General features: G+C 41.6%; 17 protein-coding genes. 9 read left to right on the plus strand and 8 right to left on the minus strand.

Annotated features, from left to right (window positions below; translation table 11 throughout):
* The first annotated feature begins 240 nt into the window (after positions 1 to 240).
* The 6 genes from RWN13_RS12250 to fumC all read left to right on the plus strand — a co-directional run bounded on the left by RWN13_RS12250 (position 241) and on the right by fumC (position 7,320).
* A complete protein-coding gene (locus tag RWN13_RS12250) occupies positions 241 to 1,194 on the plus strand; it encodes a substrate-binding domain-containing protein (RefSeq protein WP_314063910.1) in 954 nt (317 codons plus the stop codon).
* Between the two features lie 35 nt (positions 1,195 to 1,229).
* Positions 1,230 to 2,768, plus strand: coding sequence for a sugar ABC transporter ATP-binding protein (locus RWN13_RS12255; protein ID WP_314063913.1), 1,539 nt, complete (start codon positions 1,230 to 1,232; stop codon positions 2,766 to 2,768).
* Positions 2,769 to 3,782, plus strand: coding sequence for an ABC transporter permease (locus tag RWN13_RS12260; protein ID WP_314063916.1), 1,014 nt, complete (start codon positions 2,769 to 2,771; stop codon positions 3,780 to 3,782).
* A gap of 97 nt (positions 3,783 to 3,879) precedes the next feature.
* Positions 3,880 to 4,272, plus strand: a complete 393-nt coding sequence (locus RWN13_RS12265; protein ID WP_314063919.1) for a tautomerase family protein — start codon at positions 3,880 to 3,882, stop codon at positions 4,270 to 4,272.
* A 490-nt stretch (positions 4,273 to 4,762) separates the two neighbouring features.
* Complete coding sequence (locus RWN13_RS12270) at positions 4,763 to 5,953, plus strand: malic enzyme-like NAD(P)-binding protein (protein WP_314063922.1); 1,191 nt, start codon at positions 4,763 to 4,765, stop codon at positions 5,951 to 5,953.
* A gap of 2 nt (positions 5,954 to 5,955) precedes the next feature.
* Positions 5,956 to 7,320: a class II fumarate hydratase gene (gene fumC / locus RWN13_RS12275; RefSeq protein ID WP_314063925.1), complete on the plus strand. Its 1,365-nt coding sequence runs from the start codon at positions 5,956 to 5,958 to the stop codon at positions 7,318 to 7,320.
* Between the two features lie 64 nt (positions 7,321 to 7,384).
* Here fumC and RWN13_RS12280 read toward each other — a convergent pair whose 3' ends face one another.
* The 5 genes from RWN13_RS12280 to RWN13_RS12300 all read right to left on the minus strand — a co-directional run bounded on the left by RWN13_RS12280 (position 7,385) and on the right by RWN13_RS12300 (position 11,107).
* Complete coding sequence (locus RWN13_RS12280; RefSeq protein ID WP_314063927.1) at positions 7,385 to 7,864, minus strand: PTS glucose transporter subunit IIA; 480 nt, start codon at positions 7,862 to 7,864, stop codon at positions 7,385 to 7,387.
* Positions 7,865 to 7,943: 79 nt separating this feature from the next.
* A complete protein-coding gene (nagE, locus tag RWN13_RS12285) occupies positions 7,944 to 9,398 on the minus strand; it encodes an N-acetylglucosamine-specific PTS transporter subunit IIBC (RefSeq protein ID WP_399553661.1) in 1,455 nt (484 codons plus the stop codon).
* Positions 9,399 to 9,487: 89 nt separating this feature from the next.
* Positions 9,488 to 10,333 carry a PRD domain-containing protein gene (locus RWN13_RS12290; RefSeq protein ID WP_314063929.1) on the minus strand — a complete coding sequence of 282 codons (846 nt, stop codon included), beginning with the start codon at positions 10,331 to 10,333 and terminating at the stop codon, positions 9,488 to 9,490.
* A 340-nt stretch (positions 10,334 to 10,673) separates the two neighbouring features.
* Positions 10,674 to 10,919: a GNAT family N-acetyltransferase gene (locus RWN13_RS12295; protein WP_314064036.1), complete on the minus strand. Its 246-nt coding sequence runs from the start codon at positions 10,917 to 10,919 to the stop codon at positions 10,674 to 10,676.
* On the minus strand, positions 10,880 to 11,107 hold the full coding sequence (locus tag RWN13_RS12300; RefSeq protein WP_314063932.1) for a hypothetical protein: 228 nt from the start codon (positions 11,105 to 11,107) through the stop codon (positions 10,880 to 10,882). Before RWN13_RS12300 ends, RWN13_RS12295 begins: the two co-directional genes overlap by 40 nt.
* Before the next feature lie 133 nt (positions 11,108 to 11,240).
* On the opposite strand from RWN13_RS12300, the gene RWN13_RS12305 reads away from it, so the two are divergent.
* Positions 11,241 to 12,170 (plus strand): TraB/GumN family protein, encoded by a 930-nt coding sequence (locus tag RWN13_RS12305; protein WP_314063933.1) that lies wholly within the window; start codon positions 11,241 to 11,243, stop codon positions 12,168 to 12,170.
* A gap of 162 nt (positions 12,171 to 12,332) precedes the next feature.
* Positions 12,333 to 13,238, plus strand: coding sequence for a UDP-N-acetylmuramate dehydrogenase (gene murB, locus RWN13_RS12310; RefSeq protein WP_314063935.1), 906 nt, complete (start codon positions 12,333 to 12,335; stop codon positions 13,236 to 13,238).
* A 226-nt stretch (positions 13,239 to 13,464) separates the two neighbouring features.
* Here the strand turns inward: murB and chbG are convergent, their stop codons facing one another.
* The 3 genes from chbG to RWN13_RS12325 form a co-directional block, all read right to left on the minus strand.
* Positions 13,465 to 14,229 (minus strand): chitin disaccharide deacetylase, encoded by a 765-nt coding sequence (gene chbG / locus RWN13_RS12315; protein ID WP_314063938.1) that lies wholly within the window; start codon positions 14,227 to 14,229, stop codon positions 13,465 to 13,467.
* Positions 14,230 to 14,406: 177 nt separating this feature from the next.
* Positions 14,407 to 15,015 (minus strand): ECF transporter S component, encoded by a 609-nt coding sequence (locus tag RWN13_RS12320; protein ID WP_314063941.1) that lies wholly within the window; start codon positions 15,013 to 15,015, stop codon positions 14,407 to 14,409.
* 103 nt (positions 15,016 to 15,118) lie between these two features.
* On the minus strand, positions 15,119 to 16,123 hold the full coding sequence (locus RWN13_RS12325) for a YhdH/YhfP family quinone oxidoreductase (protein WP_314063943.1): 1,005 nt from the start codon (positions 16,121 to 16,123) through the stop codon (positions 15,119 to 15,121).
* A gap of 240 nt (positions 16,124 to 16,363) precedes the next feature.
* Here RWN13_RS12325 and RWN13_RS12330 point away from each other — a divergent pair, with 240 nt between their 5' ends.
* Positions 16,364 to 16,906, plus strand: coding sequence for an XRE family transcriptional regulator (locus RWN13_RS12330; RefSeq protein ID WP_314063947.1), 543 nt, complete (start codon positions 16,364 to 16,366; stop codon positions 16,904 to 16,906).
* Positions 16,907 to 16,931: the final 25 nt, after the last annotated feature.

Genomic DNA, 16,931 nt, shown 5'->3' on the forward strand with positions numbered 1-16,931 from the left:
GCAGTGCAATTTTAGTAGGATAGTGTGTGGCAAGTTAGTGAAAAAATAAAAATACTTCTTGACTATCGGTCAAAATGACACTAAAATGTAATCAACACTTACTCATCTCCTTGATTTATGGGTGTGAGGAAGAAAGGTATTAATGAGTGATGTCAAAGCTTACATTGGGGAAGGATTGGGTGTCAAAAGCGGAATCAACTTTTTGAGAATAGCGATCAAAAAATTTAGGAGGAATAGTCAATGAAAAAAATGGTCAAGTTTATCGGTGTTTTATTTGTAAGCCTTTTCTTGGTGTCGTGTGGAACAGAGAAAGAGGCAGGGGATAAGTCGAAGGAACAAATTGGTTATGCCATTAATAATTTAAATGATACCTTCCAAACGTATATTTTAGATGCTGCCAAAGCCAGTGCTAAAGAAAATGGTTACGGCGTGCGGGTTGAGAATGCCAAAGAAGATTTAATTGCGCAACAGGATCAGGTTAATACGTTGATTCAAAATGGTGTTAAAGCATTAGTCGTCGTTCCCGTTGATACGAGTGCTATGGAGCCAATTACTAAGGCAGCCCAGAATGCCAAGATTCCACTTGTGTATGTCAATCGTAATCCTTATGCGGGCAAAGAAAAAGAAATGCCGAAAGATGTTTATTATGTAGGGTCAGAAGAAATTACAGCCGGCATCATGCAGATGGAATTTATTGGTGAGGAATTAAAAGGTGAAGGCAAAGTGGCCGTATTAATGGGGATTTTAGGCAATGAAGGCACTATGAAACGAACTGAAGGGGTAGAGGAGACGATGAAAGAGCAGTTTCCAAAGATGGGCATCCTCAATAAAGAGACGGCGGAATGGCAACGGGACAAGGCTTTGGCTGTGGCGGAAAACTGGATCTCAACCTATGGCAATGATTTGAAGGCCATTGTTGCCAATAACGATGAAATGGCACTAGGGGCTGTTCAGGCAGCCAAGAAAAATAACCGGTCCGATATTTTGATTACAGGCGTGGATGCCATTCCAGATGCGTTAGATGCCGTTGAAGCGGGTGATTTGGCAGCAACTGTCTTTCAGGATGCTGTTGGTCAAGGGTCAGGTGCGGTCAAACTAGTGGCAGCCTCTCTTAAAGGAGAAGCGCCTAAGGATCAAGTGACCTATGTGCCCTTTAAGCTAATTACCAGTGAGAACGTCAGTGAGTTTAAATAAGGCATGAAAGACAGGGGAGAAAAGAGGGCGGATGTATGAGTTACGATGACTACGTATTAGTATTAGAAGACATGAGTAAAGAGTTTCCCGGAGTCAAAGCGCTGGATCATGTCCAGTTAAAAATTAAGCCAGGTGAAGTTCATGCCTTAATGGGAGAAAATGGAGCAGGTAAATCCACCCTAATGAAGTGCATCATAGGCATGTATACGCCGACCTCAGGGAAAATTTGGTTTAACGGGGACTACATTACTAATTATTCGATCATTCAAGCTTTAACGATGGGCATTTCAATGATTCATCAGGAACTGAGCCCCGTTATGGAAAAAAGTGTGATGGAAAACATTTGGCTAGGACGGGAGCCTAAAAATAAAGTCGGCTTAATCGACCATAAAAAGATGTATCAAATGACCATGGATGTGCTAGAGCGAGTTAATGTTAAGATCGATCCTAAAAAGTTGATGAAAGAGCTGACGGTTGCCAACATGCAGATGATTGAAATGGCTAAGGCTATTTCATATGATGCAAAAGTAATCATCATGGATGAACCGACCTCGTCCTTAACTGAAAAAGAAATTAAGCAATTGTATAAAATTATTAGACAATTAAAAGAGGAAGGGCGCAGTATTATTTATATTTCCCATAAGTTGGATGAAATTCGCGAAGTTTGCGATCAATTAACGATTTTTCGAGATGGTAAATACATTACGCAACGAGGAGTAGCTGAGACGACCGAGCAGGAAATGATCAATTTAATGGTTGGTCGCGATATTGATCAGCTGTTTCCTAAAGGAAAAACTGAGATTGGTGAGGTTAAATTTTCTGTGGAGAATCTGTCCAATGGCAAAGATTTTTATGATATTAGCTTTGATGTGAGAGAAGGAGAAATTCTGGGCTTTGCCGGACTGGTTGGAGCTGGTCGTTCAGAAGTGATGGAAGCGATCTTTGGTGTCCGCAGTAAACTTTCAGGAAATATCCGTTTAAATGGCCAGCCCTTGGTCATTAAGTCAGCTGCTGATGCGGTTAAAAATAAGTTGGCTTTTTTAACGGAAGATCGCCGTAAAACAGGGATATTTCCGATGCTATCCGTCAGCTATAATATTGTGTCCAGCTCGATTGAGTCATTTAAGAATAAAGTAGGTTTGCTGAATAATAAACGGTTGGATGATGAAGCTATGCATTATATCGACACATTAAATGTGAAAACGCCGTCTTATAAAACAGCCATTCGTAATTTAAGTGGTGGCAATCAGCAAAAAGTGCTGATTGCCAAGTGGTTACTGACAAAACCTGATTTGCTAATTTTGGATGAGCCGACTCGAGGGATTGACGTGGGCGCAAAAGCCGAAATTCACCGCAATATCTCCACCATGGCCTATACGGGGAAAAGCATTATTATGGTCTCATCTGAGTTGCCGGAAATTTTAGGGATGAGTGATCGAATTGTCGTGATGCACGAAGGTCGAATTACAGGGATTTTGGACAATCGCAACTTAACCCAGGAAGAGATCATGCTTTATGCAAGTGGCATGAAAAATGATTTTGTAAAAAAAAGCTTAAGTGGAGGGCATAGATAAATGGAAGAACAGAATAACGTGCAGATGAAGCAACACTCACAGTTAAGACGCAAGGAATTTATACAAAAATATTTAATTATCTTTGTGTTAATTGCCATGTTTGCAGTGCTAACAGGCATGAATGGTAATTTTTTAACCTTAAATAATATTTTGAATTTACTGACCCAAACATCAATTTATGGTATTTTAGCTCTGGGATTATTTATTGCCTTAGTGTCTAAGGGCATTGATTTGTCAGTTGGCTCGACCTTAGCCTTTGCTGGAATTATGGTAGGGACGATTAGTCAGACAAAGGATGCCGTTGATAAAATTTTTCCCTCTCTAGGTCAATCCCCCTTGATCGTGACCATTGTCTTAGCTCTTGTGATTGGTGGGTTTATTGGGCTGATAAATGGCTCGCTGATTGCGTATACGGGGATCCCACCGTTTATCGCCACATTAGGGACACAAATCGCCGTTCGTGGGGCTGCGCTAATGATCTCCAACGGCAAACCGGTCAGTAATATTAACCCGCAAATTAATGTGTTAGGTGATCGGCTTTTTGGTTTTTTACCAGTCCCCGTTTTGATTTATATTGGGGTGATCATCTTTATGGCGGTGCTGATGAACTATACGTCATTTGGAAAAAGCATTTATGCCATTGGCGGTAACATTGAGGCCGCTGAAATCTCTGGTATTAAGGTCAAACGGAATATCGTTCTAGTGTACGTTATCTCAGGCGTTTTAGCTGGGATTTCTTCCCTGATTTATATCGGTCGGACAGGTGGCTCCATTCAACCAGCTGCAGGAACGATGTATGAAACAACAGCCATTGCTGCGGCTACGATTGGCGGAACCAGCCACAGCGGTGGAATTGGGACGGTCTGGGGTGTTGTGGTAGGGGCTTTGATTTTAGGTACCTTGACTAATGGCTTTACCTTATTAGGGATTGATGCCTATGTTCAACAAATTATTCAAGGGGGCATCATTATAGGTGCCGTTGTCTTAGACATGAGAAAAAATCGAAAAGCATAATTAACCGGCAAGGCGTCGTAAAAGAAGGGGAAAGTTGACTTCTTTTAAGGCGTTTCTTGTCTTTAGTGTCAGGATAAAAAATTAGGAGAGTGTTAGTATGCCAATGATTCATTTTGATGTGTATAGAGGGAGAACACCAGCCGAAATTAGCCAGTTGTTAGAAGTGGCTCATAAGGTATTTGTGGAGGTTTTGGAGATACCAGAGGGGGATCGTTATCAAGTGGTTCACCAACATGAACCTTATGAGATGGTGATTCAGGATACCGGTCTAGGCTTTACCCGCAGTCAACAAGTGGTGGTGATGTCCATCTTTAGTAAGGAACGAAGGGAAGATCAAAAGCAACGCCTGTATCGGGAGCTAGTTGAAGCGCTAGAAACGAGATGTGGCATTGCTCCGAATGATGTGATGATGTCCTTTTTTATTAATGGCGATGCTGATTGGAGTTTTGGCTTTGGTCGAGCTCAGTTTTTAACAGGTGAATTAACCTGAGGGACATCATTATAAAAGCTAATAGCATAAATTTAACAATAAACTGGTTTTAAAGTACTCAATAGTCGACTAAGTTGTTATAATAAGGTGGAAAGACATACCCTCTTCTTTCGAAGAGGGTTTTTAAGAATACAGGAAAGTATCTAACTTTCTCTATATTCTAATCGGTGTCTAGCTTAGCTCATCAACCTTTCAGAAAAAGACTAAAAAGTTTTAGTGACAAAAGCCTCTATGCTTAATGCTTTAGCCGTTATTCTTGCCAATTTATTGGCTTAGAAATAAGGGACATCGAAGAGCATTTAGCGATAGCGGACAAGGTCGCAACGCGTAGAGCCTTAACTCTTGCAGGTTTACCTGCTTAGAAGTTTAGGACAACGTAGCAACGCGTAGTAGCATCACGTAACTATTTCTCTATTTTCTTTCAAGGCTAATCGATTCGCTAAGCTTTTCTTATCGACAAAATTTATTGAGGCAAAGGGAGCTGGAATGAATGGATCTAAAGGCAGCAGCACTAAAGTTACACGCGGATAACAAAGGGAAAATCTCGATTGAGAGTAAAGTACCGGTTAAGACGAATGAGGATTTAGCACTAGCTTACACGCCGGGAGTGGCAGAACCTTGTAAAGTGATTTATGATAATCCTGAAGCAGTGTATGACTATACGGCTAAAGGCAATCTTGTTGGATTAATTTCCGATGGTTCAGCGGTATTGGGCTTAGGTAATATAGGACCAGAAGCAGCGATTCCAGTTATGGAAGGTAAATCAATTTTATTTAAAGAATTCGCCAATATTGACACAATGCCCCTTTGTTTAGCTACTCAGGATACAGCGGAAATCATTAAAACGGTTCAGTATTTAGCCCCGACTTTTGGTGGGATTAATCTGGAAGATATTTCCTCGCCTCGTTGTTTTGAAATTGAGAAAGTGCTAGATGAAACCTTGGATATTCCAGTCTTCCATGATGACCAACATGGCACGGCAATAGTTGTTGCGGCCGGAGTGATTAATGGCTTAAAGTTAGTTGGCAAGGAACTACCAGACGTTAAAGTGGTCTTAAATGGCCCAGGTGCAGCAGGTACGGCAATCATCAAGATGCTCTTGAATATGGGTGTGACAGAGGCCTTAATTTGTGATGAGCACGGTATTCTAGCCGTAGGTCGTCCGGAACCAATGGACCCTCACAAACAAGAGTTAGCCCAGGCCACTAATCCCGAGAATCGCCAAGGAGATTTGGCTAAAGCAATTCAGGGGGCAGACGTTTTTATTGGGGTGTCGGTTGCCAATGCCCTTTCGGCTGAGATGGTTAAAACCATGGCAGTTGACCCCATTGTGTTTGCTATGGCGAATCCAGTGCCAGAAATTATGTATGATGTGGCGAAAGAGGCGGGTGTTAAAGTCATGGGAACTGGCCGCTCAGATTTCCCTAATCAAATTAACAATGTGCTAGCATTCCCCGGTATTTTTAGAGGCGCTTTAGATGTACGGGCGACGACGATCAATAATCAGATGAAAATAGCGGCAGCTGAGGGGATTGCAGCCTTGATTTCAGCAGAAGACTTACGTGAAGATTACATTATTCCCAGTCCCTTTGACAAACGGGTGGTGGAACAAGTGGCTAATTATGTGGCGCAAGCAGCGATTGAAACCGGGGTTAATCGGTTACCTCAGAAGGGAAGATAGATATGACGACTTATCGAATTGAACGAGATTCAATGGGAGAAATCCGTGTGCCTAAGGACGCCTTATGGGGGGCTCAGACTCAAAGAAGTTTAGAAAATTTTTTAATCGGCCAAGAAAAAATGCCTCAAGAGCTAATTAACGGGTTAATCGCTTTGAAAAAAGCGTGTGCGCAAGCCAATTTTGCGGAAGGGAAATTAAGTAGCGAACAGTGTCAGGGAATTGTTGAAGCTTGTGAGACCTTACTGGCAACGGATAATTCGCTTCATTTTCCACTTTGCTTATGGCAAACGGGTAGTGGCACGCAAACCAATATGAATGTCAACGAAGTGATTGCTAATTTGGCTAGTCAGAAAGGGTATGGGGATATCCATCCTAACGATCAGGTTAACATGTCTCAGAGTTCAAATGATGTGTTTCCTACGGCTATGCATATTGCGGCGTACCATGAGTTGCAGCAACAGCTGATGCCAGAGTTGGCCAAGTGGGTCATTCTCTTAGGTCAAATGGAAGATCAATATCGTGACGTTCTAAAGATTGGCCGAACACATTTACAAGATGCGACTCCTTTGAGTTTTGGTCAAGAAATTAGTGGCTGGAAAACGATGATTGAGCGCAGTCTTAAGGCGATTGAGGAAAGTAGTCGCGGATTATTGTTATTAGCGATCGGTGGGACGGCTGTTGGCACAGGCATCAATGCATCGGCAGCCTTTGGTGAGTCCGTCAGTCAGCGGTTAGCAAAGGAGTATGGTCATTCATTTATCAGTGATCCGAACAAATTTTTTGCCTTAACCAGTCATCAGCCGATTTCCTATGTTCATGGAAGCTTGCGCAGTTTAGCCAGTGACTTAATGAAAATCGCCAACGATATTCGTTGGATGGCGAGTGGACCGCGATGTGGCATTGGGGAAATCAGTATTCCGAGTAATGAACCAGGCAGTTCCATTATGCCTGGGAAAGTGAATCCTACTCAAGCTGAAGCCCTAACGATGATTGTGGCTCAGGTCATGGGAAATGACACGACCATTCAAGTGGCGGCCAGTCAAGGGAACTTTGAGTTAAATGTCTTTAAGCCAGTGATCAGTTTTAATTATTTACAAACGGTGACATTATTAACAGATGGCATGCGCTCCTTTAGAGAAAAATGCTTAAGTGGCTTAATTCCTAATCAGGAAAAGATGTCGCAACTATTGACTGAATCCTTAATGTTAGTGACGGCTCTTAGTCCTCATATCGGTTATGAGAAAAGCGCAGAAATCGCCAAAAAAGCTGCAGCAGAGGAGGCCACATTGACGGAATCTGCTTTGGCTTTAGGGTACGCTACAGCTGAAGAATTGGCTGACTGGCTGGATCCTCGTAAGATGTTATAAAAAAAAGACCGAGTCGCGTAAGAAATTCTTACTCCGACTCGGTTTAAATATAAAATCTGTTCTCTTAGACTTCGACCGTTAAGGCTTCTTCTGATGCTTTGACGGTTCTTTCGGTGACCTCAGAGATTTTTTTAACAGCGTCCATGTTGGTGATCACAACAATAACCGTTGACGTTGTGTCTGTTTTAGCTAATTCCTCTAAATCCATGTTGGCTATTTTTGTTTCAGGTGTAACAGTTTGACCTTCAGAGACGAAGATTTCAAAAGGTGCGCCTTTCAATTCAACTGTATCAATTCCCATATGAACTAAAATTTCTAAGCCGCTATCAGTGGTCATTGTGATGGCATGTTTAGTTGGAAATACACTAACAATTTTTCCTTTTACTGGAGCAAATATTTCAGACGATGTGGGTTGTACTCCGTAGCCGTCTCCTAACATTTTTTCTGAGAAGACATTGTCTTCGACTTTGTTAATAGGAATTAAGTTTCCTTCAGCTACTGCGTGAAAGGTTGTTTTGTTATCTTTTTTTAAGAATTTAAACATGGTTGTTCCTCCGATATGTTATAGAATAGTATAAGTTCAATTATACCATAGATTCCAGTTGTTGAAAGTAATTATCCAATTACTTCTTAAGTTTACTCATTTCATCTGCCACAAATTGAACTTCTGTGCCAACAATGACTTGAATGTTTTGGTCATCGATTTTTTTGACGCCAGGGACATTTGTTGACTTGATCTTGGCTTCGTCAACCTTATCCATGTCTTTCACCACTAGACGTAAACGGGTCGTACAGTTGTCAATTGAGACGATGTTATCGTTGCCGCCTAAACCATCAAAAATACGCGTCGCCATTGCAGTAAATTTATTACCACCATCAGCAATTTGTTCTTCGATTTCTTCTTCAAGAGTGGTTTCTTCACGACCAGGGGTCATCAAGTTAAATTTCTTAATAGCGAAATCAAAGGTAAAGAAGTAAAGAGCTGCCATGACAAGACCTTGAACCAGTAGCATCCATGGTTGGTTGGCAATAGGGTTACGCAAGCTTAGGACGAAATCCACAAGACCAGCGCTGAAAGCAAAACCAGCTGTCCAGTGGAAGAGAGCTGAGATTAACAGTGAAATACCTGTTAGAGCAGCATGCAAAACATATAAAGGCCAAGCTACGAACATAAATGAGAACTCTAAAGGTTCAGTAATACCTGTAAAGAAAGCCGCGAAACCAGCTGCAATCATCAATGAAGCTGTTGCTTTTTTCTTTTCAGGACGAGCGTTACGGTAAATCGCATAACCACCAGCAGGTAAACCAAACATCATCACTGGGAAGAAACCAGCTTGATACATACCAGTGACACCTTTTGTGCCTTCGCCAGAAAGGAAGTTACCAATATCATTAATGCCAGCAACGTCAAACCAGAAAACAGAGTTTAAGGCGTGATGTAGACCAGTTGGAATCAATAGACGGTTAAAGAAGCCATATAGACCAGCTCCGATTGCCCCCATACTGGAAATACCAGTACCAAATGAGACTAAACCAGCATAAACAACGGGCCAGATAAATAATAAAATAACTGAGACAACCAACATGGCCAAGGAAGTCATAATTGGCACCAGACGTTTGCCACTAAAGAATGACAAAGCCATCGGCAATTGAACATGGCTGAAACGGTTATACATCGAAGAAGCGACTAAACCAGATAAAATACCGATAAAGGCATTATCGATTTTACTGAAGGCCACGTTAACTTCTTCAAGGGGAATCCCTTTCATAGCGCCAACAGTGCCAGACGCTAGCAAGGTTGTGACAACCAGAAAGGCCACCAAACCACTAAGAGCAGCTGCCCCATCTTTGTCTTTTGACATGCCCAAGGCTAAACCAACTGCGAACAAAACTGGCAAGTGATCAATAATTGCGCCACCCGCTTTAACTAAGAATACCGAAACAAAGTTTGGATCGCCCATCCCTGTCATAATATTTGGGTCAATCCAATAACCAATCCCCATCATGATCGCTGCAGCAGGTAGCACCGCTACCGGAAGCATTAACGATCTTCCCATTCTTTGTAAGTATGTTTTCATAATACTTACCTCCTTATAAAATTTTTTATAGTTCAAGCTCCCATTATAATGATCAAAAAATAAGGACAAAGAGCTGAATATACATCATTTTAGTCAAGATTGCGTCCGAGTTGATCAGATAAGCGTTCGATATGCAAAGTGATATAACCTAACTCCTCTCCTGGGATGGTTAAGCCATAATCAACTTTGGTCATTCGGGCAACTTTTTCGGCAACCGTATAACTACGTTGATACTTGGTTTTGACTAACTGAAAAACGTCGTCGTCCATGGAGTGGAATTTACTTTGGTAAACCCGTTCCACAACGTAACGCAAATGGACCACTAGGCGCGAATAATTCAGGCCCATGCTCATTTTAGTGAAGTCCACATCAAGTTCTTCAGCTATGGTTGTCACCATGGCTGAGATGATAGTGACCTCGCGGATACTTTTGTTGGTAGTCGATTGGCCAGAACTGGCACTGTGGAAATGAATGGCAATATAAGCCGCTTCATCAATGGTAAAGTCCAAGGCAAATTTTTCTCGTAAATAATTGACAGCCCACTCAGCAGCTCGGAATTCATCAGGATAAAGAATCTGAATTTCATTTAGCAATTTATTCTGAATGATGATGCCATCGCGAATCCGATCAATGGCAAAGGCGATGTGATCGGCTAAAATAGAGTGAATATGCTCGTTGAATTTGGTGTTCAACATCTCTTCTGCTTTGTCGATGATTTCCTCGGAAGCGATGAAGTATTCAGGGTCGATGCTTTGCAGCAATTGTTCCATCTTACTTTTAGTTTCCGTTGCCACATATTCTCGCTCAATTTGATTTCGTGGGACGATGTCATTTTGCTTTTTACTAAAGCCAATCCCTTTCCCAGTCACAATCTTATCTTGCCCATTATCTGAGACCAACACGGCGTTTTGATTAAATACTTTGATTATTTTCATCTTTTTCCCCCTGTTTAATTAAAAATAGGCATGGAAAAAGATGACGCAAGTATCTACGCGTATCCTTTTTCCATGCCTAGTATTATCTAGTCACATGAACATTCATATTTCGATTTCTAATATATCATACATGGTGATGGAAAAAAACGCAACCAAAAAGTTTGTTTAAATCAAAAATTGAATAAACCGTTCCTTAATTAAGTCTAAATGTCTCTTCTTTTTCCAAATTGTGGATAACTTTTAGTTTTAAACAGCAGATTGTGGATAAACCTGTGGATATGTGTATAAGTCGAAAGTTTGTTCGCCGAACAGGGGATAACCCCTTTCTAGATAGTCGTCGTTAAACTGATAAGTCCTTCTTCCACAGAAAAGTCATTTTTTCATAAAATGCCTGAGCGGAGAAACTTTGACGAGTCGTTAAAATAATCGCAGAACGTTGATGAAATCGACCTTCTTCTTTAATGTAAGCCGTTAAATTCGAACCGATGCTTTGCCAATGACAGTCACGATCTATGAAAAATTGATCGATGTCAGACTCCATGCCCCTTAGCCACGGCTTCGTAAAACCAGGGCTGATGCCAATAATTCTGTTCCCCTCTTTGCCACGTAACCAACAAAATAGTTGTTGATAACAGGGTTGTGGAAAAACTGGTACATGACTTTAGCTGATTCCCAGGATTCATTCCATGGTGGTTGTGCATAAACTTTTTGAGAGAGGCGCCCACAATCTGGAATCATGGAGGCATCTAGTGACTGAAAGGTGAGTTCTTTCATGTTAGTCACGTCCTTTTTTAGTTTTTGACACAATCAAGCGACTAAAATCCAATCATGAGGAGTTAATCACAAGTCGATATGGTATTATAATAGCATAATAAAAAAACGAGCTTATAATGGAAGGAAGTTAAAGATGAACCGACAAAAACAATGGCACTGGTTATGGCTACTCAGTCTAGTGGTTATTTTATTAATAGGCTGTCAAAGTAAACCCGCTACAATTAATTCAACTACCTCTTCGACACAAGAGGAAGTATCAGTGGATTGGCCTTTTTATGAAATTTCCAAGGATAATCAAGTGGTGGGGCATGTTTTAGGCACGATGCATATAGGCAAAAAAGAAATGTACCCATTTCCAGACACTATTTTGGAACCTTTGCAGAACAGCCGTGTATTGTTGACGGAGGTTAAAATGGCTGATTTGGAAGCGCCGGATATGACGTTAATGATGGCGGTGATGGCAGGGGAGCAACCTATTACCGATGGTATGAATGAGGAGAGTTTGGCTCTTTTCCGTCAGCGCTTAAAAGAATACGGATTTGAGGAAGAGGCAGTTAAGAATCTCAATCGTTTGGGTGTCGATCAATTTTTACAAACAAAATATATGTCACCTACAGCGACAACCTATGGCGTTGACATGCAACTATATGGCAAAGCCAAACAGATATCAACCCTTAAAAATGAAGGACTGGAAACAATCGAGGAACAGTTTGACCTGCTGTTAGAGACGTATAAGGAACCGGCTGATGTGAACGAGTGGGTAGCACTAATACCAACTCTTAAAGAAGGCAAAGAATCAACGGATGAGTTGGTCAAAGATTATATTGCAGGAGATGTTTTTAAGTATTTTGAAGCTGAGGCGAAAGATAGCCAGATGAATGCCGCCCAACAGGCCATCCTAATTGATCAGCGAAATGCCAACTGGCTGAAGGTCATTCCTAAAAAGTTAGCAGAACCAGGAGTGTTTATAGCGGTTGGTGCGGGACATTTACCTACGGAAAAAGGTGTGTTGCATCTACTGGAAGAGGCAGGTTATCAAACGACAAAAGTCTCTTTTAACTAGTTAGATAGATAGTTGCTGTTGATTAATCATCACTCTTGCGGTCTAATTAGTTAACACAATGGATAATAAAAATAAGACTTTTATAAAATTACGTCGAGACTGGTCTTTTCCTAGTCTCTCATGATAGAATATAAAAGATAGTGAATTGAAAGGACTAGAGTCGTGAATAGAGAAAAAATTATGGCAGATTTGCCAACAATAAATATGCTGTTTGAAGAGCCACTTTCTAATTACACGTTTACTAAGACTGGCGGACCTGTTGATGTCTTGTTGTTTCCCAAAACAAAGGAAGAAGTTAAAGTCATTGTGGATTATTGCTTGACTGAAGATCATCCTTGGTTAGTTTTAGGAAATGCCAGCAACTTAATCGTTCGTGACGGCGGAATCGCCGGCTTTGTTTTAATGTTAACAGAGATGAAAGAGATCGCTATAGAAGGTCAAAGGATTGTCGTCGAAGCAGGGGCAAAATTAATCGATACCACTTATTTTGCTTTAGAGCAAGGCCTCAGTGGACTTGAATTTGCCTGTGGTATTCCTGGAAGTATCGGTGGTGCGATCTATATGAATGCTGGAGCTTATGGTGGTGAGGTCGTAGATGTCTTTGAATCGGTGGATGTTATTTGGGAAGATGGTCGTTTTGAACGTCTAACTAGAGAGCAGATGGACTTCTCTTATCGCCACAGCCTCATGCAGCATCGCAAGGGCGTTGTTCTCGAAGTGACCTTTGCTTTAGTGCCTGGGGATAAAGAGCTGATTTCAGCTAGAATGAAAGAGCTGACGGCATTACGAGAAGCCAAGCAGCCTTTGGAATACCCCTCATGTGGCAGCGTCTTTAAACGTCCAGAAGGCCATTTCACTGGGAAACTGATTCAGGATGCCGGTCTTCAAGGTTTGATTTGGGGCGGCGCACAAATCTCCACCAAACACGCTGGTTTTATCGTTAATATTGACCATGCGACAGCAACCGATTATGTGGAATTGATTCAGCATATTCAAGGAGTTATCTTTGAACAGTTCCAAGTGAAATTGGAAGCCGAAGTTCGGATTATCGGACGGGAAAAAGCCTAAAAAACAAGCTGGGACATAAAGTCGTTTTGCTCCGAGCAATCTCGAAGAACCCAAACAATCGGCTTTTTCGATTGCTCGGGTTTTGAGAAATTGCCGAGAGAGCAGACTTTTGGAGCGCGTCTATCGCATAATGTTCGTAAAAATATCGGAGGCTGGGATTATTATCCCAGCCTCCGATATTTTTACTATTGTGGAATAAACACGCTTCAAAAGTCTGTTCGTTCGTTTATAAATCCTTGAAACTGATTAACTCAATGCCTAGCCGCTCAATTTCGGCTTTGGTTTCATCAGAGTTTAGGACCTCAACTTCGGTGATGCGCTCATTTAAATAAGAGGTGCGTTTAAGTAATTCAGGATCCAGATAAGCTGGATGGCACATGATTTCCCATGTTTCGTCAATCATAGGTAAGGACTCAAAAAAATTAACAGCCACTTTCTCTTCGTAAAAGTCACTTGAAAAATAATCGGCGCGCTTTAACTCTTTTAGACTGTCCTCAGCCGCGGCTGTTTCGGCTGCTGTCCAGCCCCAACATGGATGGAAACGGACACCTAAGCCATATTCGTGTGCTAGTTGCGTATAGATGGGAAAGACTAATGGCAACATATGCAAATGATGGTGGGAGTCGATATGACTTGGTTTGATGCCATTTTCAATGGCTGTCTCCAATTGGTTTTTCCATTCAGCGTAAATTTCATTTGTGGGGACACTTGTGGCACTTGTCCAGTGCTCATAAGTGTGGAACTCCCCATTACCTTGAATCAAACCAGGAACCTTTTCAGCACCTAAGGTAGGTCGTCCTAAGTCAATGGTCAAATGGATGCCAATATCCAAGGTTGGGTGTTCTTTTGCCAATTCATAAGCATGTTGGCTACCAGGCATAGTGGTTAATAATGTGGTAGCGGTCACAATCCCGTCTTTAAAACTGTCGACGATTCCGTGATTGACGCCTTTTGAATAGCCGAAGTCATCGGCATTAACGATTAATTTCATGTAAGAGTGCTCCTCTGTTTAATGGATTGTTAGAACGTGGCTGGGATAATCATCCCAGCCACTTATTTTTTTAAAAATCGAGTAATCGAAACTTGTGCAATGCTCGGAGGATGTCTTTATCTGTGACGAGTTGTCGAAGAAACAAAACGACTTTATGTCCTAGCTTCGTTAGTTGTCTTAGATACGTGTGTCCGGGTTTAGTTTGGTTGCTGCAAAGATGGCTCTGACAATTAGCGGTGTAATAATGACAGCCGCAATGATTTCAGGAATCCCGTTGGTGCCAACGACAACCAGTAAGACAGAAAATAAACCAGTTGAGGTCGTGCCATAAGCTTCAGCAACAGGAGCTGTGTAAAGTAAACCCATTAAGCCAAGAACCAAAACCGTATTGGTTAAGGTGCCAAGAGCTGCTGCCACAATGGTCGGCAGATAAAACTGTTTGGTGCGTTTGTACAGGACGGTGAAAACCACGCCGGCTACCAGCCCCACCAGCACCCGAGGTAAAACGGACACAATTGGGTTCGTAAAAATCAAGGTATCCAAAGGTGTCGTTGGCGCGGTCCAAGCTCTAATCATGGTCATAAGGCCCCAAACTAAGCCGATAAACATGCCATCTTTAGTGCCCAAGGTAACGGCTGCCACTATTACCGTAATATGGATGATCGTTAAGCTGGTTGCCAGAAGCGGTATATATCCGAGAAAAGGTACCATGGTTTGGACGATAATGATGGCGATTAATATACCCCGAATGGTTAAACGATAAGCTTTGCTTTTAGTATCTGTCATTTGTTTCTCCCCATTTCTTCAAAACCTTTATCAAAGTATTGTTTATATAATATGAAGAGCAGAGCCTAAAGTCAAGTTTAAAAATCGCAAAGTCTCAAGATGACTATGGGGCAATTCGGACCAGATTCCGTCCGGTCATGGTTCCTGCTAATAATTGCTGGAAGGCAACGGGTAATTCCTCAAGAACAATTTCGTTTTTAGCAAACTGTTGAATAGTAGCTGGCATCATATCTGTTGCCAGACGATTCCAAATATACAAGCGGTGTTCGTTGGATATGTTAACGGAATCAATGCCCAGAATATTAACACCTCGCAAAATATAAGGCAGTACCGTTGAAGAAAAGGCAATCCCTCCAGCATTTCCACAAAGGGAAATACTGCCATCGTACGCAATTTGCGGAATGATAGTTTCCAATTGACGGCCGCCAACGGTGTCCAAAACAAAATTGTAGACTTGCTTCATTAAAGGGCGTTGTTTATCTGGTGAAATTTCTTCAGCCGTCACCACGGCCTTAACACCAAGTTCTGTAAAATAGGCTGCTGACTGTTCTTTTTTTCGTGAAAGGGCAGTGATATTGTGGTAACCAAGGCTTTTTAATATTCCAATAGCCAGACTGCCAACACCCCCAGAAGCGCCTGTCACCAGAATTTCAGCTTCTTTGTGCTGGCGTAACCCTTGCTTTTCAAGGGCATTTACTGATAAGGCCGCCGTTAGCCCTGCTGTTCCGAAAATCATTGCTTCTTTTAACCCCAATCCAATTGGTAAGGGAATGACCCATTCGGCAGGAACCCGCGCGATTTCACTATAGCCACCTGAGTGACTGACTCCCAGACCGTAACCGGTCACAATCACCTCTTGCCCCACTTTAAATTCAGACGGACCTGGGTCAATAATTGTGCCACTTAAGTCGATCCCGGGGATAATTGGATAGTGACGTACGACACCAGAGGCTTCTTGACTGGCTAGTGCATCTTTAAAATTAACACTGGAATAGGCCACTTTAATTAAAAGATCGCCTGCTGATAATTCGTCGAGATGGGTCTGGCGATAGCGAGGGATCAGCTCACCCTCATGTTTTTCTAACCATAAAGCATTAAAATTTTCCATTATTAAGCTCCTTTAGCAGAAAGAGTGCGAGTTAGACTCACACCTGTCAGTTGCTAGATTTATTTGACATACTTTCAGTATAGGAAAGATATTAAAAAAAAGCGACTAAATTCTAGTTTTTTTCTTGAAATTTTCCTTAGATGCCTGTATACTTGCTCTTGTTTGTAAACACGAAGTTTACTTATATCAAACTTTTATCTTTTGAGTTTACTTATACTATACTTTCGAAAGAGGTTCAACATGGATATTGGCAGTAAAATCAAAAATTTACGGATACAAAAAAATTTGACTCAAGAAGAACTTGGTGAACGGACTGACTTGACGAAAGGTTACATCAGTCAGCTTGAACGCAATTTAAGTTCACCTTCCATGGACTCTTTTTTTAATATCTTGGAAGTGCTAGGGACAACACCTCGAGACTTTTTCAATGAAGAAGCCAAAGATCAGAAAGTGGTCTATGATGAGAGTGACCGTACCATTTATTTTGATGAAGACAAACAGTACCAAGTGGAGTGGTTAGTTCCAGATTCCAATGAAAATGAGATGGAACCAATTTTTTTAACTATGGAAAAAGCTGGGGAATTCAAAGAATTTGCCCCATCATTGTCAGATACCTTCGCTTATGTGCTAGAGGGGGACGTTTGTGTGGAAATTGGCTTACGTCGTTATTTTGCCAAAGAAGGCGAAACCATCTATTACCGGGCAACTGATAGTCATCAAATAAAGAACAATCATTCAGGCCAAAGCCGTCTGTTAATCGTGGCAACAGATTCATATTTATAAGCAAAGAGATAGGAAAGGTTGGGAG

The organism is uncultured Vagococcus sp. (assembly GCF_963518325.1).
Lineage (GTDB): Bacteria > Bacillota > Bacilli > Lactobacillales > Vagococcaceae > Vagococcus_D.